The sequence below is a fragment of the Glycomyces lechevalierae genome (assembly GCF_027622945.1).
GTDB classification, from domain to species: Bacteria; Actinomycetota; Actinomycetes; order Mycobacteriales; family Micromonosporaceae; genus Glycomyces; species Glycomyces rutgersensis.
The window spans coordinates 1-21,456 of the sequence record NZ_JAPZVQ010000027.1 but is presented as its reverse complement, the minus strand read 5'-3'; the positions used below and the strand labels follow the sequence as shown (position 1 = coordinate 21,456).

At 71.5% G+C, this 21,456-nt stretch carries 18 protein-coding genes; 7 read left to right on the top strand and 11 right to left on the bottom strand.

Annotation, left to right across the window (positions count from 1 at the left end; all coding sequences use genetic code 11):
- Positions 1–162: 162 nt before the first annotated feature.
- Complete coding sequence (locus O2L01_RS25215; RefSeq protein WP_270124817.1) at positions 163–1,185, top strand: LPXTG cell wall anchor domain-containing protein; 1,023 nt, start codon at positions 163–165, stop codon at positions 1,183–1,185.
- Between the two features lie 188 nt (positions 1,186–1,373).
- Entirely contained in the window at positions 1,374–3,401 is a 2,028-nt protein-coding gene (locus O2L01_RS25210; protein WP_270124816.1) for a SpoIIE family protein phosphatase, read from the top strand.
- Between the two features lie 69 nt (positions 3,402–3,470).
- Here O2L01_RS25210 and O2L01_RS25205 read toward each other — a convergent pair whose 3' ends face one another.
- Positions 3,471–4,439 carry a C40 family peptidase gene (locus tag O2L01_RS25205; RefSeq protein WP_270124815.1) on the bottom strand — a complete coding sequence of 323 codons (969 nt, stop codon included), beginning with the start codon at positions 4,437–4,439 and terminating at the stop codon, positions 3,471–3,473.
- A 342-nt stretch (positions 4,440–4,781) separates the two neighbouring features.
- Between O2L01_RS25205 and O2L01_RS25200 the strand changes: the two genes are divergently transcribed.
- Complete coding sequence (locus tag O2L01_RS25200; protein WP_270124814.1) at positions 4,782–5,273, top strand: cysteine dioxygenase; 492 nt, start codon at positions 4,782–4,784, stop codon at positions 5,271–5,273.
- A gap of 219 nt (positions 5,274–5,492) precedes the next feature.
- Here the strand turns inward: O2L01_RS25200 and O2L01_RS25195 are convergent, their stop codons facing one another.
- The 9 genes from O2L01_RS25195 to sepH all read right to left on the bottom strand — a co-directional run bounded on the left by O2L01_RS25195 (position 5,493) and on the right by sepH (position 17,567).
- Positions 5,493–6,950 carry an NAD(P)H-hydrate dehydratase gene (locus O2L01_RS25195; protein ID WP_270124813.1) on the bottom strand — a complete coding sequence of 486 codons (1,458 nt, stop codon included), beginning with the start codon at positions 6,948–6,950 and terminating at the stop codon, positions 5,493–5,495.
- Positions 6,951–6,978: 28 nt separating this feature from the next.
- Complete coding sequence (locus O2L01_RS25190; protein ID WP_270124812.1) at positions 6,979–7,350, bottom strand: holo-ACP synthase; 372 nt, start codon at positions 7,348–7,350, stop codon at positions 6,979–6,981.
- A 100-nt stretch (positions 7,351–7,450) separates the two neighbouring features.
- Positions 7,451–7,639, bottom strand: coding sequence for a hypothetical protein (locus tag O2L01_RS25185; protein WP_270124811.1), 189 nt, complete (start codon positions 7,637–7,639; stop codon positions 7,451–7,453).
- Between the two features lie 203 nt (positions 7,640–7,842).
- Positions 7,843–9,444, bottom strand: a complete 1,602-nt coding sequence (dacB, locus tag O2L01_RS25180) for a D-alanyl-D-alanine carboxypeptidase/D-alanyl-D-alanine endopeptidase (RefSeq protein ID WP_270124810.1) — start codon at positions 9,442–9,444, stop codon at positions 7,843–7,845.
- Between the two features lie 235 nt (positions 9,445–9,679).
- Positions 9,680–11,548 carry a glutamine--fructose-6-phosphate transaminase (isomerizing) gene (gene glmS / locus O2L01_RS25175; protein WP_270124809.1) on the bottom strand — a complete coding sequence of 623 codons (1,869 nt, stop codon included), beginning with the start codon at positions 11,546–11,548 and terminating at the stop codon, positions 9,680–9,682.
- Positions 11,549–11,787: 239 nt separating this feature from the next.
- Positions 11,788–13,719 carry an outer membrane protein assembly factor BamB family protein gene (locus O2L01_RS25170; protein WP_270124808.1) on the bottom strand — a complete coding sequence of 644 codons (1,932 nt, stop codon included), beginning with the start codon at positions 13,717–13,719 and terminating at the stop codon, positions 11,788–11,790.
- Between the two features lie 153 nt (positions 13,720–13,872).
- A complete protein-coding gene (thpR, locus tag O2L01_RS25165; protein ID WP_270124806.1) occupies positions 13,873–14,532 on the bottom strand; it encodes an RNA 2',3'-cyclic phosphodiesterase in 660 nt (219 codons plus the stop codon).
- A 342-nt stretch (positions 14,533–14,874) separates the two neighbouring features.
- Positions 14,875–16,137 carry an MFS transporter gene (locus O2L01_RS25160; protein ID WP_270124805.1) on the bottom strand — a complete coding sequence of 421 codons (1,263 nt, stop codon included), beginning with the start codon at positions 16,135–16,137 and terminating at the stop codon, positions 14,875–14,877.
- 407 nt (positions 16,138–16,544) lie between these two features.
- On the bottom strand, positions 16,545–17,567 hold the full coding sequence (sepH, locus tag O2L01_RS25155) for a septation protein SepH (RefSeq protein ID WP_270124804.1): 1,023 nt from the start codon (positions 17,565–17,567) through the stop codon (positions 16,545–16,547).
- Between the two features lie 222 nt (positions 17,568–17,789).
- Between sepH and O2L01_RS25150 the strand changes: the two genes are divergently transcribed.
- A complete protein-coding gene (locus O2L01_RS25150) occupies positions 17,790–18,113 on the top strand; it encodes a DUF2530 domain-containing protein (RefSeq protein ID WP_270124803.1) in 324 nt (107 codons plus the stop codon).
- Between the two features lie 29 nt (positions 18,114–18,142).
- On the opposite strand, the gene O2L01_RS25145 is transcribed toward O2L01_RS25150, so the two are convergent.
- Positions 18,143–18,922, bottom strand: coding sequence for a DUF3027 domain-containing protein (locus O2L01_RS25145; RefSeq protein ID WP_270124802.1), 780 nt, complete (start codon positions 18,920–18,922; stop codon positions 18,143–18,145).
- A gap of 494 nt (positions 18,923–19,416) precedes the next feature.
- On the opposite strand from O2L01_RS25145, the gene mqnB reads away from it, so the two are divergent.
- The 3 genes from mqnB to O2L01_RS25830 all read left to right on the top strand — a co-directional run bounded on the left by mqnB (position 19,417) and on the right by O2L01_RS25830 (position 21,419).
- Positions 19,417–20,031, top strand: a complete 615-nt coding sequence (gene mqnB / locus O2L01_RS25140) for a futalosine hydrolase (protein WP_270124801.1) — start codon at positions 19,417–19,419, stop codon at positions 20,029–20,031.
- Between the two features lie 44 nt (positions 20,032–20,075).
- Positions 20,076–20,894, top strand: a complete 819-nt coding sequence (locus O2L01_RS25135; protein WP_344469288.1) for a 1,4-dihydroxy-6-naphthoate synthase — start codon at positions 20,076–20,078, stop codon at positions 20,892–20,894.
- A gap of 126 nt (positions 20,895–21,020) precedes the next feature.
- Positions 21,021–21,419, top strand: a complete 399-nt coding sequence (locus O2L01_RS25830; RefSeq protein ID WP_270124799.1) for a cold-shock protein — start codon at positions 21,021–21,023, stop codon at positions 21,417–21,419.
- The last annotated feature ends 37 nt before the right edge of the window (positions 21,420–21,456 follow it).

Genomic DNA, 21,456 nt, shown 5'->3' with positions numbered 1-21,456 from the left:
CTCGGTCACGGCACGTTATCGAAAGAAAACTGACAGAAGCTCGCAACCGTCGTCTCCTGTGGTGCGTGTGATCTATCGCAGCGCTCCCGCGGCGAGTTGATCGATCAGTGGAGGCCGCGAGGGCGCCGCACCCCCCCATTCGAAGATCTTCATAGGAGACGCATGTCCACCCTCAACAAGACCGGTCTGCGCATCGCCGCGGCCGGGGCCGCGGCGGCCCTCACGCTCGCGGTCGGCGCCCCCGCCTTCGCCCAGAACGACGGCGAGACGACGGAGGAGGCCACCACCCCCGCGGCCGAGACCACCGAGACCCCGGCGGCCGAGACGACCGAGACCCCCACCCCGGGCGCCACCGAAGAGGCCCCCGCCGAGGAGAACCCGGGCGAGAACTCCGAGGTCGTCGAGGACAAGGACCCGAACCTCGAAGAGGTCCCCGAGACCGAGGTCCCCGACGAGGAGCTCCCCGAGCTCGGTGAAGAGGACGAAGAGGACTTCGGTTCCTTCTACTCGTACATCTACGTCGACGAGGTCCTGCAGAACGCGGACAACGGCGAGACCGTCGAGGCCCACCCCGAGTTCTACATCGAGGAAGCCCCCGAGAACCCCGAAGACGTCGCCGCCACGGTCCTCGTCTTCAACGACTCGACCTCGCTCGAGAGCATCGAGAACGGCGAGGAGTGGGAGCTCACCTACCACGCCTGGGCCTACGCCCCCTACGACAACTGCAACGTCTGGGAGTGGGGCGTGACCTGCGTGGTCACCGGCTTCGAGGGCGAGTCCGACACGACCTACGGCCTTGACGGCCCGCTGTACTTCGACATCATCGACGAGGTCGACGACAACGACGCCGCCCCGTACTACGCGGTCGACGTCGACGACGCCACCCTCGACGAGATCCTCGCCGAAGGCGTCTACGACCTCGAGTCCGACAACCAGCTCGGCCTCACCGAGATCGAGCCCACCGAGGGCGACTGGTGGTACGGCTTCGGGACGTTCTACTTCGAGGCCGGCCAGGCCCTCCCCGACGTCCCCACCGCCGACCAGCCGGGCACCGGCGGCGGCCAGCTGCCCACCACCGGCAACTCCTCGATCATCCTGATCAGCTCGGCCGCCGCCGCGCTGCTCGCCGGGGCCGTCGTGTTCTTCATGCTCCGCCGCCGCAAGACCGCGGGCACCTGGGAGTAGCGACATAGGGATCCGGTGACGTACGAGAGCGCACGGATCGACTCCGCCTGAGCGGCGGCCGCCCACCCGGGCGGCCGCCGCTTCGCGTTCCTCTGCGCCGCAAGGCGACCGGTTGCACTCCTGAGGAGGGCGGCGGCGCGGCGGCACGGTCCCCCGGGGACGCGGCGCAGCGGCATAGACTGGGGCCCGTGACGTACCCCGAGAGGTTCGCCCGGCGCCTCCGGCTCCCGGCCGACGACCGCTCCCCCGCCGCCGCGCGCGCCGCCGTCCGCGCGGTGCTCACCGAGGCCGGGCTCACCGAGCTGCTCGACGAGACCCTGCTGCTCACCACGGAACTCGCGACCAACGGCGTCGTCCACGCCGGCACCGACATCAACCTCACGGTCGCCGCCGACCCGATCGGCGTGCGCGTCACCGTCACCGACTACCGCTCCGGCGGCATCGACCCGATGGACACCGCCATGCCGGAGGTCACCGCCGAAGGCGGCCGCGGCCTCCTCCTCGTCGACCGCTTCGCGTCCTCCTGGGGCACCACGCACGACCAGACCGGCAAGTCGATCTGGTTCCGCATCGACCGCGACCCCGACGCCCGCCCGGCCACCCGCCCCGACCCGGACGCCGCCGTCGAGGCCCACCTGCCCGACCTCGGCCAGCTCGCCGCGCTCCTCACCGTCGCCCCCGCGATCCAGTCGCGGCTGCCGGTCGACCAGATCGTCACCGAGCTCCTCGCCCGCTGCCACGACGCCACCGCCGCCGCCGGCGGCGCCATCGAATACGACGCCGGGGACGGCGCCGGCGCGCAGATCCTCGCCAAGTTCGGGGACGTCGGCACCGTCGCAGTCGCCGTCCCGCTCCCGCTCACCGCCCCCGCCTGCGGCAAGCTCATGCTCGCCGGCCAAGCCGAGCCGAACTGGCGGCCCCTCGCCGAACTCGTCGCCGAGCGCATCGCGCTCGCCATCCAGATCGACCGGATGCGCACCGACGAGCAGCGCCGCTCCGGCTGGCTCACCTACCTCGCCGAAGCCGGCGAGCTCCTCGCCCACTCCCTCGAAGAGCACCTCACCGTCGCGCTCATCCCGCAGCTCATCGTCCCCCAGCTCGGCCGCTGGGCCGCCGTCCACCTCACCGGCGACGGCGGCGACCTCCGCCTCGCGTCCCTCACGCACGCAGAGGAAGCCGAACTCGAGCACCTCCGCGGCAAACTCGACGCAGCCGCCCCGGCCCTCGCCGCCGCGCTCGCCACCGACGGCTGGACCGGCATGGAACTGCCCGTCCCCCGCGGCCTCGACGGCATCGCCGTCCCGCTCTCCGCGCGCGGCGCCACCATCGGCGTCCTCACCGTCGGCAAGCACGTCGAACGCCAGCACTCCTCAGAGGAGCGCGCCGTCGTCGCCGACCTCGCCAAACGCAGCGCGCTCGCCCTCGACAACGCCCGCATCCACGCCGAGCGCCAGGCCGTCGCCAACGAGCTGCAGGCCGCGCTCATGCCCGGCTCGCTCCCGGACGTCGCCGGCGTGTCCTTCGCCGCCGAGTACCTGCCCGCCACCGCCCGCCGCCTCCCCGGGTCCGGCCCCGGCCCGGCGTCCGGCACCGAGGTCGGCGGCGACTTCTACGACGCGACCGAACTCGCCGACCACCGCCTGTGGGTCGCCATCGGCGACGTGTGCGGCAAGGGCGCCCAGGCCGCGGCCGTCACCGGCGTCGTCCGGGACGTCCTGCGGGTCATGGCCCGCGACGGCCGCCCGCTCCCTCGCGCCCTCGAACTCCTCAACGCCACGCTCCTCGAACAGCCCGGCGACATGCGCTACGCCACCATCGCCTCCGCGCTCCTCGACCGCGGCGCCGACGGCTCGCTCAACGCCACCCTCTGCCTCTCCGGCCACGAGAAGCCGCTGCTGCTCCGCGCCGACGGCGAGACCGCCTGGGTCGGCCGCGAAGGCACCGCCGTCGGCCTCTTCCCGGACGTCAAGGTCAACCCCGAAGAGGTGCGCCTCGACGCCGGGGACGCCCTCGTGTTCTTCACCGACGGCGTCACCGAGCGCCGCGACGGCGCCGCCATGTACGGCCACGAGCGCATCGAACGCGCCGTACGGGACGCGGCGGGCAAGGGCGCCAGGCAGATCGCCACGGCCCTCCTCGAATCCGTCGAGGCGTTCTCCCCCGAGTCGCCCCGCGACGACATCGCCATCCTCGTGGTCCGCTGCGACCCGAGCTAGGCACGACAGCCAAGCAGGACAAAGGGAAAGGCCCCGCGAGCGCGCTCGCGGGGCCTCCTCCTCCAAGTCCTAGTGCAGGAGCGTGCCCGCGCCGTAGTAGACGTTGCCGTGGTCGAGCTCCACGACCTTCACGACCGTGGTCGAGTTGGGGGCGTGCACGATCAGGCCGTTGCCGATGTACATGCCCACGTGCGCCAGGTCGTTGTAGAAGACGAAGTCGCCCGGCTGCAGCTCGTCGCGGCTGATGTGCGCGACCGTGTTCCACTGCGCGGCCGCGTTGTGCGGCAGGTCGATCCCGATCTGCGAGTACGCGCCGAGCATGAGGCCCGAGCAGTCCCAGGAGCCCGGACCCGCCGCGCCCCACACGTAGGGCTCGCCGCGCTGGCTCAGCGCGAAGTCGACGACGGCCAGCTGGTCCTCGGTCATGTACGGCAGGTCGTACTCGTCGAACCCGGGGACCTCTTCGCCCGCGGCGGTCGCCCACTCCTCTTCGAGGTCGGACATGCGCGCGGTGAGCTCGTCGGCGGTCTTCTCGAGCTCCGCCTCCTCGGCCTCCAGGTCGGTCTGGAGGTCCTGGAGGAGCGCGACCTGGGCCGTGTACTCGTCGGAGGCGGTCCGGAGCTCCTCCATGAGGTCGAAGTTGTAGAGGTTCGCCGAGTTCAGGCGGTCGAGGCGCTCCACGAACGCGTCCGGCGTGCCCGATTCCAGCAGCAGCGCCGTGTCGCCGATCCCCTGCTCCACATAGGTCTCGCCGATGTAGTCGGCGAGCTGGTCGCGCAGGGCGTCGAGGTTCTCCTCGGCCACGTCCAGGTCGGCCTGGGCGTCCTCGATCATCTCGCGGTTGTCGTCGACCTCTTGGGCCTTCTGGTTGTAGGCCTCGACCGCGGCGCCGAGGTCCTCGTCGGCCGCGTCGATCTCGTCGTTGATCTCGTCGGTGCCGCGCTGGGCCCAGGCGGGGCCGGTGCCGGCTCCGGAGACCAGGAGGCCTCCGATGAGAGCTGCGGACAACCACTTGCGTCGAACAGGCGACTGCTTCACGAGGAGGGCGCTCCTTCGGGATGGGATGACGGGGGTGCACTCAAGACACGCACGGGGCCGCCCGTCGGATGCACGGCGCACGCGCGCCGCCGGGAGGCCAGACATGAGCCTAGCGCGCGGCTTTTCGGGCGGGAAGACCCCGGCCGTGACAAATTCGCAGCGTAACGGGGGTTCCACCGATGGTGTGTCGCGGCTGTGAGTTGCCTGGGAATGTGTACCATTGCCCGCATGACCTTCCCGATGTGTCGCTGTCGCCGCTGTCACCAGCGCTGAGCCGCCCCGTGCCGCTCGGCGCTCCTCCGCCGACAACCGTTCCGACACATCGAAAGACGATCCACCCAGATGAGCTCCAGCCTGCTGCTGCCGCCCGCCTCCCTCGCCGCCGACCGCCTCGAAGCGCTCGCCGCGTTCTACGCCGGGAACCTCACACTCAGCCCGCGCTTCACCAAGGGCAGCCGCTGGGCCCGCCGCGTCCTCGCCGGGCCGGGCCACGAGGCCTGGCTGCTCGCCTGGCTCCCCGGCCAGGGCACCGACCTCCACGACCACGGCGGCGTCGACCGCCCCGCCGCCGCGGCCGTCGCGGTCGTGTCGGGCGAGCTCGCCGAGTTCACGGTCCAGCCGGGCGACTTCCCCGGCCTGCAACGCAAGCGCCTCGCCGCGGGCGACGTCTCGGTGGTCGACGACCGCACGGTGCACGGCATGCGCAACCTCTCCGACGCCCCGGCGGTGAGCCTCCACGTGTACTCGCCGGGCCTCGAGGCGATGCGGACGTACCTGCTGGACGAGACCGGACTCGCGCCGTCGAAGATCATGCGCGCGGGCGAGGACTGGTAGCACTCCGCCGATCGACGGCTCGCCGGCACCGCCGAGAGCGAATGCGAACGGAGGGTCCCGGGCAGAACGGACACCCGGGGACCCCCATTGCAACCGTACGGGCCGCCACGGACACCGCCGATCACGTTACGACACAACGTGAACGGAGCGTCTACACAAAACGGACATCGATGGTCCCCCGACAACAACCCTGACAGCGGGGTACGACACCGTTTCCGGTCAGCGGCGCTTCCCGGGCGTGTCGGCTGCTGACAGGGTCTGGCCCACCGCCTGCGGGAGGGCCTTCGCGATGTCCGAGGCCGTGACCGTGCGGTGGCCCGCACCGGCGATGCCGCCCGCCCTGCCGTGCAGGTAGGCGGCGGCGACCGCCGCGCGCACGCCGGACATGCCCGAGGCGAGCAGGGAGGCCATGAACCCCGCGAGCACGTCTCCCGAACCGGCCGTCGCCAACTGCGGGCGGCCCGTCGGGTTCGCCCACACCTCCCCGTCGCTCGAGGCGACCACCGTGTGATGCCCCTTCAGCAGCACCGTGCAGTTCAACCGCTTCGCGAGCACCGCCGCCGCCGCGCCCCGGTCCTCCGCGGGCGGGGACCCGTACAGCCGCTCGTACTCGCGGTCGTGCGGCGTGAGCACCACCGGCGCCTCCCGCTGCGAGAGCACCGACGGGTACTCGCCGATGAGCGTCAGCGCGTCCGCGTCGAGCACCACGGGCGCAGGCGATTCGAGCACGTGCCGCAGCTCCGCGAGCGCGGCCTCATCGGTCCCGAAACCGGGCCCGGCGAGCCAGGCCTGCACGCGCCCGGCCTCCTTGACCTCCTGCGTGCACACCACTTCCGGGTGCCGCCGCCGCACCTGCTCCGCGGCCGTCCCGGCGTACCGCACGTACCCCGAGGGCCCGGCCAGCGCGCCCGAGGTCGAGAGCACGGCCGCGCCCGGGTACCGCTCGGAGCCGGCGGCGACGCCCACGACGCCGCGCGTGTACTTGTCGTCGTCCGGGCCGGGCGCGTGCCACCAGGCGGCGAGGTCGTCGTCGCCGGCGACGCGCACGGCCGGGTGCGGGTCGAGGTGGGGGCCGAGTCCGATGTCCACCAGGACGAGTCGGCCCACCAGCAGGGCGGCGCGGCCGAGGACGTGGCAGGGCTTGCGGGAGCCGAAGGCGACGGTGACGTCGGCGGTGACGGCGCTGGCGGGGACGGCGCCGGTGTCGACGTCGACTCCGGAGGGCACGTCGACGGCGACGATCGTGTCGGCGTCGATGGCGGCGAGGCGGTCGATGGCGCGGCCGGGGAGGCCGGGCCTGCCGCCGATGCCGAGGACGCCGTCGAGGAGGAGGTGGCAGTGGCGGGGCGGGTTGGCGACGAGTCGTCCTCCGGCCCTGGTGAGTGCGGCGGCGGCGACGGGGTGGACGCGTTCGCCCATGACGGGGACGGCGAAGACGCGGACGCCGCGGCGGGCGAGGCGGGCGGCGGCGAAGAGCGCGTCGCCGCCGTTGTCGCCGGGGCCGGCGAGGACGATGACGGTGGTGCCGTAGACGCCTCCGTTGCGGCGCTTCAGGATGCGCGCGCATTCGGTGGCGAGTCCGGCGGCGGCGCGCTGCATGAGGGTGCCCGGCGGGAGCTGGGCCATCAACTGGGCTTCGGCGCGGCGGACCGCCGCTGCTGACCAGGCACCGTCCATGGTGTTCCCTCTCAGGCCTGTTCGGCCGTCATGCCGTTTCGGCGATCACCACCGCTGTAGCGATACCGCCATCATGCGACAGCGACACGTGCCAGCGCGAGACGCCACGCTGCTGTGCCGCGGCCGCCACCGTTCCGGTGATGGTCAGTGTGGGGCGGCCGTCGGGGAGGGAGAGCACTTGGCAGTCGGCCCAGTGCATGCCGCCGGGCGCGCCGAGTGCTTTGGCCACGGCTTCCTTGGCGGCGAAGCGGGCGGCGAGGGATTCGGTGCGGCGGGCGTGCCCGTCGGGGGTGCGCCGTTCGGCCTCGGTGAAGAGTTTCTCGGCGACGTGCGGGGTCCGTTCGAGGACGCGCTCGAACCGGTCCACTGCCACTACGTCTATGCCCACGGCGACGATCACCCCCCAAGAGTGCCACGGGATCGGGCGAACCGCCCCCTTTCAGGACGGTTCACCGCCTCGGGTGACGGTTTCGCCGTCGCCGCTTGGGGTTCGGGGCGGGTCAGGCGGTGGCGGGGTGGTGCCCGATGGCGGGGAGGATCGCCTGGTCCACGATGGCGTGGAGGTAGTCGTCGCTCGGGCTCTCGCCGGTGTCGAGGAGGTGCTTGGTGACGAGGGCTTCGCCGATGTCGAGGACGACGGGGGTGAGGCGGGCGGGGTCGATGCGGCCGTGGTCGGCGTAGTGGCGCAAGACGGTCTGGGTGAAGGTGCCGCCGCGGGCGGTGAAGACGCGGTCGAAGAGGGCTTGGACGACGGCGGGGTCGCGGCCTGGATGGCCAGGGCCGGGATCCGCGGCCCCGCCGAGACGCTCCTACGGCGACTCACGTACGGCCGCAGATGACGAGCGAGGGCCCGTCCGGGTGGACGGGCCCTCGGTTCGGGTCGGCTGCGGCGTTAGCAGACAGCCGGTTCGTACCAGGTGCACTCGAGGTTCGCGGGCATCTCGCCCTCGGCCGGGAGCTCCTCGGCCTCGGCTTCGAGTTCCGCGAAGTCGGGCGTGTCGATCTCGGAGGAGAAGGTGCTGATCTCGGCCTCGGTCGCCTCGGTGCTGTGCGAGGCGACGGCCACCGCGATCTTGTCCTCGATGTCCTTGACCGTGGACCACAGGAAGTCGTTCACGATGACGCTGAAGACGAGTTCGCGGCCGTCGGCGTCGGTCACGTACCCGGAGAGGGCCGAGACGCTGGTCATCGAGCCGGTCTTGGCGCGCACGTTCCCGGCGGCGGCGGTGCCGCACATGCGGCTCGCGAGGGTGCCGTCCTCGCACGCGATCGGCAGGGCGTCGTGCCAGGTGGAGAACCAGTCGGCCTTCTTGGCGCCCACGAGGAGGTCGGCGAGCGTGTTCGTGGTCAGCATGTTGTGGCGCGAGATGCCCGAGCCGTCGACCTGGCGGACGGGGCCGGTGTCGACCCCGTGCGGCTCGATCCCGGCGTACGTGGCGGCCTTGCCGCTGCTGAAGGTGCCCAGGCCGCTCGCCTCGTAGCCGAGGGTCTTGAACAGGGCCTCGGCGACGGACGCGTTGGAGGGCTTGAGGATCACGGGCTCGAGCTCGGCGAGTGTCATCGACTGGTGGGTCGCGAGCGTCTCGAGGCCCTGCGGGGTGGCCTCGCCGAAGCGGAGGTCGCCGTTGAGGGTGATGCCGGCTTCTTCGAGGGAGTCCGCGAAGACGTCCGCCGCGAGCTGCGTGGGCTCGATGACCGAGCGGGTCGCGAAGGTGCCGTCGGTGCCGGCCTTGACGGTGCCGCTGACGCGGATCACGTTGTCGTGCGGGTCGCGGTTCACCGAGACGTTCGTGGCGGTGCCGGTGGTGGCGGTGTTGACGATCTCCACGTAGTCGTTCGCGGGGGCCAGGCTGATCTGGGCGGGGTCGCCTTCGGCCGCGCCGGGTTTGACGAAGACGCGCACGGAACCGGCGTTGTAGTCGTCGCCGGAGGCGACGGTGAGGGCGGAGACCTCTGCGGCGTAGGTGAACTGGAGGTCGGACCAGCCCCACTCGGCGCCCGAGCGGACCGAGTCGAACGCGGTGTCGTCGGCGACGAGGTCGCCGTCGATCGTGGAGACGCCGCGGTCGGCGAGGTCCTGCGCCAGCTTGTCGTAGTCGGCTTCGAGGATCGTCGGATCGCCGAAGCCGCGCAGGTAGAGGTCGCCGGCGACGACGCCGTCGGCGGGGCGGTCGCCCGCGACCTCGGTCGTGTAGGCGAAGTCGCCGCCGAGGTTCTCGAGGGCGGCCGCGGTGGTGGTGAGCTTGTCGTTGGAGCCGGGGATGCCCCGCTTGGCGCCGTTGTGCTCGTACAGGACCTCACCGGTGTTCGCGTCGGCGACGGTGACGCCGATCTGGGAGTCGGTGAGGCGCTTGTCGGTCAGGATCGCGTCGATCGCGGCGGCGAGCGCTTCGTCGCCGGTCTCCTGCGCTTGGGCCACAACGGTGCCCGCGATGGTGATGGCGCCGACGGCGGTGACCGCCACGGCGCTCGAGATCAGGGTGCGTTTTCTCACGACACGAGTCTAGGGAGGCGAATTGCGTGACGGATTCCGATACCGGCGGCAAGTGCCCGATCTGGCAGGGATGCGGGGCAACCGAATCGCCGCAAGCGCGCGTACGGCGTGCGCGGAGACCGCGCACGCCGCAACTCGAACGACCTTATTGGACGGTCTTACTCGACCGGCGCTTCGACCGTGCCTTTCAACCGCGCTATTCGGCCGTGCTACTCGGCCGTGCTATTCGACCGTGCTACTCCACCGTGACCGACTTGGCGAGGTTGCGCGGCTGGTCGATGTCGCGGCCCATGGCGGTCGCGAGCTCGATCGCGAACTCCTGCAACGGAACCGTGGTCAGCAGCGGCGCGAGGAGCGTCGGCGTCGCGGGCGTCTCGATCACGAAGTCCGCGTGGGAGGCGGTGATCGCGTCGCCCTCCTCGCAGATCGCGATGACCTTCGCGCCGCGGGCCTTGACCTCCTGGATGTTGGAGATGATCTTGTCGTGCAGGAGCGAGCGGCCGCGCGGGCTCGGCACGATCGCGACGACCGGCGTGCCCTCCTCGATCAGCGAGATCGGGCCGTGCTTGAGCTCGCCGGCGGCGAAGCCCTCGGCGTGCAGGTACGCGAGCTCCTTGAGCTTCAGGGCGCCTTCGAGGGCGACCGGGTAGCCGACGTGGCGGCCGATGAACAGGACGCGGTCCTTCCCGGCGCTGTTGCGGGCCATCTCGCGGACCGGCTCGAGGTGCTCGATGACCTTGGCGATCTTGCCGGGCGCGGCCACGAGCTCGTCGAGGATCGCGGAGACCTCGTCGGCGTACTTGATGCCGCGCACCTGCGCGAGGTGCAGGCCCACCAGGTAGCAGGCGGCGAGCTGGGTCAGGAACGCCTTCGTGGACGCCACGGCGACCTCGATGCCCGCGCGGGTGTACAGCACCGCGTCGGACTCGCGCGGGATCGTCGACCCCACGGTGTTCGAGATGGCGAGGACGCGGGCCTTCTGGTCCTTCGCGTGGCGCAGGGCCATCAGCGTGTCCATGGTCTCGCCGGACTGGGAGATGACGACGACGAGCGTCGAGCGGTCGAGCACCGGGTCGCGGTAGCGGAACTCGCTGGCGAGCTCGACCTCGCACGGGATGCGCGTCCAGTGCTCGATGGCGTACTTGGTGACGAGCCCGGCGTGGTACGAGGTGCCGCACGCGACGATGAAGACCTTGTCGATGTCCCGGAAGTCCTGGTCGGACATGCGGACCTCGTCGAGCACGATCTGCCCGGCCTCGTCGATGCGCCCGCGCAGCGTGTCCGCGACGGCCTGCGGCTGCTCGTGGATCTCCTTGGCCATGAACGTGTCGTAGCCGCCCTTCTCGGCGGCGGCGATGTCCCAGTCGACGGAGAACGGCTTGCCCTCGGAGGGCTCGCCGTCGAAGCCGCGCACGGTGATCCCGTCCGCGCGGCTGATGGTGACGATCTGGTCCTGGCCGAGCTCGATCGCCTCGGTCGTGTAGGCGATGAACGCCGCCACGTCGGAGGCCAGGAAGTACTCGCCCTCGCCGAGGCCGACCACGAGCGGGGAGTTGCGGCGGGCGCCGACCACCGTGTCCGGGTCGTCGGCGGCCACGGCCAGGAGCGTGAAGGCCCCTTCGAGGCGCGTGCAGACGCGCGTCATGGCCTCGGTGAGGTCCCCGTCGACGGCGTACTCGCGGCCGAGGAGGTGGGCGGCGACCTCGGTGTCGGTGTCGGAGAGGAACTCGACGCCGGTCGCCTCGAGCTCGGCGCGGAGCTGGCCGAAGTTCTCGATGATGCCGTTGTGGATGATCGCGACGCGCCCGTCCGCGGAGAGGTGGGGGTGGGCGTTGCGGTCGGAGGGGACGCCGTGGGTGGCCCAGCGGGTGTGCCCGATGCCGCAGGCGGCCTCGAGCGAGCGGTCCTGCTCGGCGAGGACCGCCTCGAGATTGGCGAGCTTGCCGGCCTTCTTGTCGACCTCCAGGTAGGAGTCGGCCCCGTCGGGATTGAAGACGAGGGCGACGCCGGCCGAGTCGTAGCCGCGGTATTCGAGACGGCGAAGGCCGTCGATCACGACGTCGACGACGCTGCGCGCCCCGACGTATCCAACGATTCCACACATGCGAAGAACCCTACCGCAGTTTCGCGCATCACTCCTGCGCGGATGACCGAGAACTGATCACACTGTTTGATCATTCGACTGGTTCGTGCCCCGTTCACCGCCCCGACATGGCGCGTTTCCCGAGCTCCCGAGGCCGGCGACCGTGAACGCCGCTCGCGAAACCCGCAGTGCAAGGATCGCGAATCACGCTCGCGATCGCCGCAGTGCGAGGATCGCGAGCCTCGCTCACACCAGCCGAACTACTCCACGACCGCGATGCCGCGGGTGCCGTTCTCGTCCACGTAGCTGACCGCAGCGCCCGTGCCGACCGGGCTGAGCTGGGCGTCGTGGCACCAGTTCCCCGGGATCGACGAGCCGTCGGCCCGCTCGGTCGCGAAGTCGACCTCGCTCGACTCGCCGTTCGCGATCTCGTACAGGCGGCAGTCCGGGCGGTTCGGGTCGAGCGACAGGTCCGCCGCGAGCATCGCGCGGTTGTCCGGCAGCACCGTCGCCCAGCCGCGCGCGACCTCCGGGTCCAGCGGCGTGAACCCCAGCCGCACCGCCTTGCGGTACAGGCGCTCCCCCGAGTCCGCGTCGTACGCCATGACCCCGAGCCACGAGCCCTCGCGGTCCTTCGCGGCGAAGCACTCGATGATCTGCACGGTGCGCCGGTCGGCGACCGAGGCCTGCGCCCGCGTCTCGCCGCCCGCGGCCACCCCGGAACCGGCCACGGCCGTCGGCTGCGAGAGGTACAGCGTCCCGCCGCACGCCGAGGAGTTCGTGGAGCCGAAGGTCTGGTCGCTCACCCGCCACTCCTCGGTGCCGTCCGCGATCGAGTACGAGATCAGCTCGTGCTCGAAGCGGCGCGCCGAGAACGGCCCGTCGGTCACCCGGTCCTCGACCCGGCTGTCGATGATGATCGAGTCCTCGGTGACCAGGAACGATTCGGGGACGACCACGGCCATCCGGTTGATCTCCTGCTGCCAGGCCGAGACGCCGTCCTCGAGGTCGAACGCGAGCATCACGTCCCGTGCGATCGCCCGCTCAGGGGCCGGCACGCAGTCGGCGAGCACCAGCGCGCGGTTCCCGGAGAGCTGCGCGGCCGTGCCCTCGCAGCCGTTCGGCATCGCCGCCTCCCACTGCAGGCGGCCGTTGAAGTCGTAGACGCTGAACGTCTCGCTCTTGTCCTTGGTGTACAGCAGCCGGTCCTCCGCGAGCGCGAGGAGCACACCGGGCGAGCCGTTGAAGTCCGCGGTGCCGACCACGGCGCCGTCGCGGGCGCTCAGGACCCGGGTCTCGAAGTCCCCGTTGTTGTCCGCGCGCGGCCCGGTGAGCGCCACCAGGTCCTGCGACTGGGAGAGCACCGGCGACTGGGACGCCAGCCAGTTCCAGCGGCGGTGGTACCAGATCGCGGCGCCCGTGGACGGGTCGAGCATCGTCACGGCCTGCGGGGTCGGATCGGCCGGGTGGTCGGTGCGCAGCAGCCCGTACGGCGTGTCGGTGAAGCGGCCGACCCCGGCGAGGTCGGCCAGGCCGTCGAGCCCCGGGTCGGTGGCGCTGCCGGTCGCCGATGCGTCCCCGACGAGCACGTCCTGGTTGGCCAGCTCCGCCCACCGCTGCATCGCGGGCGCCAGGGCCGCCGCGAGCATGACCACGATCGCGGCCGCGAGCACGGCCACCTTGCGGCGCAACTGCTTCGGGGCCGGCACGCGCCCGCCCGAGTACCCCTCGACCACGAACTCGGAGAGCGCCAGCAGGCCGCCGCCCACCACGCCGAACACGTACGCGAGGGCCGCGACGCCCGCCCGGTACGTGATGAACTGCCCCGGTCCGGCGTCCGGCATGGACGAGTACACGGCCCACCCGGCAGCGGCCGCGAAGATCGCCGTGAGAAGCGCGGTGATGATCGTGCGCAGGCCCGAGTGGGTGGCGAGAGTGGCGATGACGACGGCGACGAGCAGGACCGACCCGACCGTCCCCACGATCATGTGGACGCCGGAGGAGCCGGAGCTCGCGCCGGTGCCGAACGAGGCCCAGACGAGGAGCGCCGCCCAGCAGACGAGGGCGGTGATCCCCGCGGCGCGCAGGAAGACCCGGGCCAGCGGGCGCCCGGAACGGGTCGCGTTGCCGCTCTGGGTCGCCCGGGACGCGACATGGGTGTGGCGGCCGGTGCCGGAGGCGCTGTGGGACATGCCCTCTTTCTACCGGTCACCGTTGCCCGGAGCGGCGCTTTCGCGCAGATCGCGAGGCGGTTTCTCCCTTCGATCCGCGCGGCCGGTCCGCGGTGTCACCGGGCGGCGGCCGCGGGGCGCGCGGGCGCCGAGGTCCCTGCCGCCGAGCGGGGTTCAGCCCAGCGGGGCGACCGCGACGGGCGTGTAGAGCGGCTGCGCGCCCACCGGTCCCTTGCCGAAGTCGGAGCGGTAGAGCACGACCTCGTTCGCGGTCCAGCTCGGACCGTAGTAGCGGCGCAGGGTCAGAAGGTCCTGGGCGGCCTGCTGGTTGGTGACGCGGTCGCCGGGGCGGGCGAGGGTCACGTGCGGCCGGTACTGCTTCTGGTCGACGGGCAGCCCGCCGGCGATGAGCCCGGCGCGGATGCGGTGCACGAGGTCCACGAGCGCGGCGACGTCGCCGTCCAGCCCGGCGTAGACCACCGAGTAGCGGCCGCGGCCGAACCGCCCGCCGCCGGAGACGCAGAGGCGCATCGGCTCGGACTCGCGAGCGGCGGCGGCGATGACCTCGGCGGTCTCGGCGCAGCGCTCGGCGGGGACCTCGCCGAGGAACGAAAGGGTCAGGTGCCAGTTCCCGGAGCGGACGAGCCGCGTCGAGGGCGTGCGGCGGCCGGTCGCGCCAGGACGGCTGGGGGCGCCGCGGCGGGCGATGTTGAGGTCCGAGACGACTTCGACGAGGTCGGCGACGGCGTTGTCCGGCAGCGGGAGCGCGGCGAAAAGGCGCTCGGTGCGCACTTGGGTCGCGGCCTGCGGGACCGCGGTGGCGGAGGCACTCACTGGATTCCCTCCAGGGGCTCTACTCGGGGTCAGTGACGCGCGCTGCGGCGAGAGGTGTGTCGTCGCGGCGTGGTCGGGGCTGTCACGATGTGACCTATCCTCGCAGCAACGGGAGCTGTTAATTCAGTGAAATCCCATGGGACGGGACAGTAATTTCGTAGAAGTAACACTCCTGTGCACGCCTGATGCAGTGGAGGCGCAGGAGGTTCCGGGTAGGACGGGACCACTCGGACAACTCGCGGGGGACGAACCGGCCGCTTCGCTCAGGAAGTGGGAATCGCCGGATAAGAGTGAACGGCCCGTACCGTCCCGGGCATGGCTTTTCCGCGCCGCAGATGCGGTCTACGGCATCGCCTTGCCGGTGAGCGCCGCCGCACGCCGCTTGAGCTGCGCCCGCTTCGCCAGAGCCAGCGCCGCCGGCGTCGCGATCCCGACGAGCCCGCCGAGCCACAGGCCCGCGCGCGCCCCGTAGACCTCCATGAACACGCCCACGATCGGCGCGAACACGGCGGTGGAGCCGAGGAACACCAGCATATAAAGGCTCAGCACGCGGCCGCGGAAGTCGGAGCGGACGCCCATCTGGACGCGCTGGTTGGCGGCCTGCGCGTAGTAGACCATCGCGAAACCGGTGGGCGCGAGCAGCACCATCGCCGACCACAGCGAGGGCGCGAAGCCCACGAGCAGGGTGCCGACGCCGAGCAGGGCGGAGGACGCGAGCATCGTGTTGAGGCTCGGGCGGGTCGAGCGGCGCCCGGAGGCGAGCGATCCGGCGAGCGCGCCGACGGCGAGAGCGGTGAGCAGCAGTCCGTAGGAGTCGGCGCCGGTCTCGAACTCGGTGCGGGCGAGCATCGAGAGGGTGAGCGCGAAGTTGAACGTGAAGCCCGAGACGAGCAGCGAGACGATGAGGACCGCGATGATGTCGGGGCGGGCGGCCGCGTAGCGCAGGGCGTCGCGGATGCCTCCGGAGGCGGCGTCGCGGCGGACCGGGTTGGAGAGGCTGCGGCGCAGCAGGACCGCGCAGGCCAGGGCCGGGCCGAGGAACGCGAAGGCGCACACGACGATCACGGTCCCGGTGGAGGTGAGCGCGATGAGCACGCCGGCGAGCGCGGGGCCGGCGATGCGGCTCATGTTGAAGATGGCGCTGCCGAGGCCGACGGCGTTCGGGAGCGCTTCGCGGTCGACGAGTTCGGAGTAGAACGCCTGGCGGGCGGGTCCTTCGACGACGGCGACCGAGCCGAAGGCGAACATCCCGACGTAGACCATCCACAGTTCGATGTGCCCGGTGAGCACGACCGCGGCGAGCCCGGCGGTGACCGCGCCGGAGCCGAGGGAGCACAGGAGGAGCACGCGGCGCTTGTCGAAGCTGTCGGCGATCTTGCCGCCTTGGAGGGCGAAGAGGAGGTAGGGGCCGAACTGGAGCGCGAGGGTCCAGCCGAGGGCGGTGCCGGAGTTCCCGGAGAGTTCGAGCACGAGCCAGCTGATGGCGGTGGTCTGGAGCCAGAACGCGAGGGTGCCGAGCAGCTGCCCGGCGGCGTAGATGCGGAAGCCGGGGTACGAGAGCGCACGGAAGGTGCGATGCAGCTGACTGAGGATGACCGGGGACATTGCATGCAAGGATATCTACTTACCGGTCGGCTAGCCAGTAACCGTGATCGAGTTCTCGCAATCCGGGCGACGCCGAGGAACAGAGCGGCGCCGTCGATCCGCCCCGCCGGCAGCCGTACGGGCGGCCCCGGGTACCCACCCAGTCCCACCTTCACCACTACCGATGAAAAGGGCCACCCTCCCACCCGAGTACGACCGACCCTCTGCGCCTCATTGCCACAAGGGCCGAGGAACGGTTCGAACACTGCCGGGCAAAAGCTGGCAAATGCCGCAATGGCCGCGCATTTGCTTCACCCAAAAGAGCGAACGGACATGAAAGCGGCCCGCGACCGGTTCCGGTCGCGGGCCTGCGGTTCGTGTTGCCGCTCTTCGGCGGAGCCGCCCTACTTCTTGTCGGCGGAGCCGCTCTATTTCTTGTCGGCGGAGCCGAACAGGACGTCGTCCCAGCCCGGGAGTTGGTTGCGCGGCTTCGAGCCGGCGGCGGCGAGGGGCGGCATGTTCATGTCGTCCTCGGCGGCCGAGCGCTTGCCCGGGCGCAGCACCGCGAGCGATGGCACTTCCGGCGTCTCGCGCTGCTCGGGCGCGGACGTGCCCGGCAGGCCGAGCTGCGAGGTCCGCTTGCCGCGGCCCGCCACATCGTCGAGCGGGCGCTCCAGGACCTCGCGCAGGCGGTCGCGCCGCAGCGGGTCCGGGTGCGCCGAGTCGTCGTCGCGGTCGCGCAGCCCGTGCATCGGGTCGCGCGAAGGCCGCACCGGATCGCCGGGGCGGACCCCGAGCTCCGAGATCGTCTCCTGGTGCCCGGGCACCTGCTGCGGGAGCGGCGTCGAGAGGAACTGGGCCATCTCGTCGTCCGGCGTCACCGTCTGGCGGGCGCGGTCGAGCTTCCAGCGCGCACGCGCGGTCGTCTTGCCCGACGACCACGAGGCCTGCACGAGCCAGGAGCCGTCCTCGGTGCGCCAGGCGTCCCACGAGACCGCTTCAGGGTCGACCCCGTGCGTCCCGAGCTTCACATCGACCACATTGGACATGCGCTCGCCGCGCTCCGAGGTCGCCAGCCGCGAGCGGCGGGCGGCCTGGGCGAGCATCGCGCGCTCCTGCAGCACCGGCCCGGCGTAGCGGAGGACCCGGTCGACCGCGACCTGCGCGGACGCGGCGATGTCCTCGGCACTCTCACCTGCGCGGATGCGGGTCTGGATGTCGCGGGGAGAAAGACTGACGGCGGCGGGGCGCTGCGGCACGGGACGGCGCGAGGCCTCGGGCCGGCTCGGCGCACCCTCCACTTTGGCCCGGAGGGCGTTGCCGTTCTCGGGGACGTCGACGACGGCCGCGACGCGTTCGTCGATCGGCAGGGCGAGGAGCCTGCCGAGTTCGTCGGCGAGCACGAGCGCATGACCGTCCTCTGAGAGGGCTACGAACCGTACCGGCCTCATGCCTTTCCACCCCTCGCGTGTCGTCTGTCAGCGCCGCATCGCCAGCTCATCCGAGCGTACGCCCAACCCTACCGGCGGACCACAACCGGCGGGGTGCCGATAACGGATCGCCTTCGCTCCAAGGAATCCCGCGGCGCCCCCTGCCCGCTCGCGTCGACGTGACGACGCTTCATGTCGGCGTGACCGATTGTCGCAGGCACTGACGCAGCGTACATTGGCAGCGTGCCCACCGACGGAACTTCCCAGCCACCGGCCTCGTCCGGCTCGTCGGCGTCCCCTCGCGAGGCGTACCAGCGCGTCAAGCGGACACCGGAACTGCCCGCCCCCGAAGCAGTGAAGATGCGGATGGCCCCGATCGCCGCGATCGGGACTCTACTGTGGGCGGTCGCCCTGGTGCTGACGCAGATCTTCCGCACCGAGCTCGCCGACGCGGGCCGCGAATGGTGGGGCGCCTGCGCCCTCACCGGCGTGATCATCGGCCTCCTCGGCACCGCCGGTATGGCGGTCGCCGACAAGAGGCACTTCGGAAAGAAGCAGGACGACTGAGGAACCCTCGTCGTCCCGCCGACTCCCGGTTACAGGAGCTCGGAGCCCTCGTCGTCGTAGATGACCTCGGACTTCTCGACGCCCTGCGGGGTCGTGTCCACGAACTCGCTGATCTGGGAGTGCGCGCCGCAGCCGTGGTCGGCCGAGACGACGCGGGCGTCCTCGGACGAGTACAGGTTCGCGCAGGCCCCGAAGGCCAGGCGCATCGAACCGGCCAGCGGCAGGAAGAACCCGCAGGTGCCGCATCGCGCGGGGGCCGGGGCGGCCTCGGAGATCGGGGCGTTCGGGCCGCGGTCGCCGTCGTACCAGCGCTGCGCGGTCTCGGCGCGGCCCTCGCGGTTCATCACCCGTTCGCGGCCGAGGCCGAGCTCGAAGGTGATGTCCTCGACGGCTTCGTCGTCGGAGAGCTGGTAGGCGGGCATGAGGCGGTCGTCGTCGTCCTCGGTCGGGAGGACTTCGCCGGTGCCGACCTCGCCGCCCTGGAGGCGGTCGGCCCACGGGACCCAGGTGGGGGAGCGGAGCGCGTTCGGGCCGGGCAGGAGCGCCGACTCGGAGACGGTCGCGACGCGGGCGCGCGGGGCGCGGGTGAGCACGACGGCCCAGCGCCAGCCTCGGTAGCCGGGCAGGGTGCACTCGAAGTAGTGGGTGACGACCCGCTCGGTCTCGGCTTCGACGCCGAGGTGCTCGCCGATCCCGTCGCCGGCCTCTTCTACGGCCTCACGGGCCAGGTCGAGGGCGTCGGCGAGGACCCGGTCCAGGCGCGGTTTGCGGCTGCGGGTCTTGGCGGCGGCGGCAGAGGTGTCAGGCACGCTTTCAAGCATAGGTCAGCTCGCGGCCGCACCCGGCGGACGGTGCACCCCGGTGGGGAGCGGAATACAACACACTCCGCCGCTGGACGGCACGGAATCGTCGTGCCCCTCTGTCAGGGTTTTACAGCGCCGATTGACGGCTCGCAAGCTTCGCCGAGGCCGGGGCCCGCACTTTCGCCGCCCGGCCCGCTCAAATCGAGCCCTGTGCTGTCCGGGCCGAACGGCCCGCACTTCCGCACTGCGCGCCGCCAGCCTCCCGCAGCGGGCGCGGGATGCGCGTCGCACCACCGGCCGGGTCGGCCGGCGGCCCGACCGCCGGACTGCTCAGATCAGTTTCGTTCGGCCCTGTCTCGACCGAGGCCCCGCCTTCACACGTCCCCGCACCCTGCGCACTGTTCGAGCCGATCGTCGTTCCCTCCCTCACGATGTCTGCGAGGCGTTCGCCACGGCTCGGGTGCGGCCGTCCCGTTCGGGCACCCGGTAGCTTTGAGCCCATGCGAATACTCGTCGTGTGCGCGGTCGCCGAGGAAGCCCAGGCCGTCGAGGCCGGGCGCTCACTCCGCCACGAGCTGGACGTCCTCATCTGCGGCGTCGGACCGGCCGCCGCCGCGGCCGCCACCGCCCGGACCATCGCCGAGAACAGCCAGATGGGCCGCGCGTACGACGTCGTCGTGAACGCCGGCATCTGCGGCGCGTTCCGCGGCAAGGCCCGGATCGGCGACCTCCTCATCGCTACCGACTCCGTCGCCGCCGAACTCGGCGTCGCCTTCCCCTGGCGGTTCCAGCCGATCGACGAACTCGGCTTCGGCACCAACCGGATCGGCTGCAACACCGTGCTCACCGTCGCCGTCGAGGGCGTGCGCGGCGAGATCCTCACGCTCGCGTCGATCACCGGCTCCGACGGGCTCGCCGCGAACCTCGCGCACCGCTACCCGAACGCGATCGGCGAGGCCATGGAGGGCTTCGGGGTCGCGACGGCCGCGCAGCAGGCCGGGCTGCCGTTCGCCGAGATCCGCGCCGTCTCCAACTACATCGGGGACCGCGACGTCGAGAAGTGGGACTGGGGCGCGGCTTTGAAGACGCTCACGACCGGGATCAGGGAGTTGTAGGCATGGCGGCACTGGGCATTCCGTTCGATCTCGACCCGACCGCGCTGCACCTCGCGCACTCGCCGTGCCCCAACGACACCTTCATCTACCACGCTTGGACCTCGGGCCTCATCGACGGCGCACCCGCGACGCGGCTGACGTTCGCCGACATCGACGTCACCAACACCGCTTGCGCGCGAGGCGAATTCGACGTCGCGAAGGTCTCGTACGCGGCCCTGCCGTACCTCGGCGACGAGTGGCGGCTGCTGCCCGCCGGCGGCGCGCTCGGCCGCGGCTGCGGGCCGCTCGTGCTCACGCGCGGGGGGACCGGCATCGGCGACCTCGCCGGGAAGCGGATCGCGGTCCCCTCGGACCGGAGCACCGCGTTCATGCTGTTCAACCTGTGGCTGCGCGACCTCGGCTCGCCCGAGGTGACATGGGAGGTCGTGCCGTTCGACCAGATCATGCCCGCGGTGCAGGCCGGCCGCTTCGACGCCGGGCTCGTCATCCACGAGGCCCGGTTCACCTACGGCGAGTACGGACTCCAGTCGCTGGTCGACCTCGGCGAATGGTGGGAGGGGAGCACCGGCTGCCCGATCCCGCTCGGCGCGATCGTCGCCAAGTCCCATCTCGACACGGACGCGATCACCGCCGCGATCCGGGCCTCGCTCGACTACGCGTGGGCGCACCCGGAGGCGAGCCGCGGCTATGTGGCCGAGCACGCGCAGGAGATGTCGGAGGAGGTGTGCCGCATGCACATCGACCTCTATGTGAACGAGTTCTCGCGGGACCTCGGCGAGGAAGGGCGCATGGCGGTGGAGCGGCTGCTGGGCGGCGCGGCCGAGCTGGGGCTCGTCCCGAAGCTCACGATCGCGGTGCCGTAGGGCGTCGACCCAGGTGCGGACGGGTAGCCGGACGGTCACCCGAGCGTTCCATTCCGTCCGGTTCATGCCACGCTAGGCTTGACGGACTCATCAGTTCCCTGCAGACGAGAAGTTCGAGGTTCAGCGGTGCCCAGTGGTCGAGTGAAATGGTTCGACGCCGAGAAGGGATTCGGATTCGTCTCCCGCGATGACGGCGGCAAGGACGTGTTCGTGCACCGCGACGCGCTGCCCGAGGGTGTCGAAGAACTCGCCAAGGGCACGAAGGTCGAGTACAGCATCATCGACACGCGCCGCGGGGTCCAGGCGATGGGTCTGCACGTCGTGGCGACGCCGCAGGTCGGCGCGGCCCCGGCGGCCGAGACGCCGAAGCGCTCGCCCGAGGATCTGAACAGCTTGCTGCAGGACATGATCGGCGTGCTCGAGCAGCAGATCATGCCCCCGCTCTCCCGCGGCCGCCGCCCGGACCGCAAGACCGGCGCCAAGATCGCCGAAATGCTCCGAGCCGTCGCCAACGACCTCGAATAGCGGCACCCCAAGATCTCTGAAAGGCGGACGGCGCATT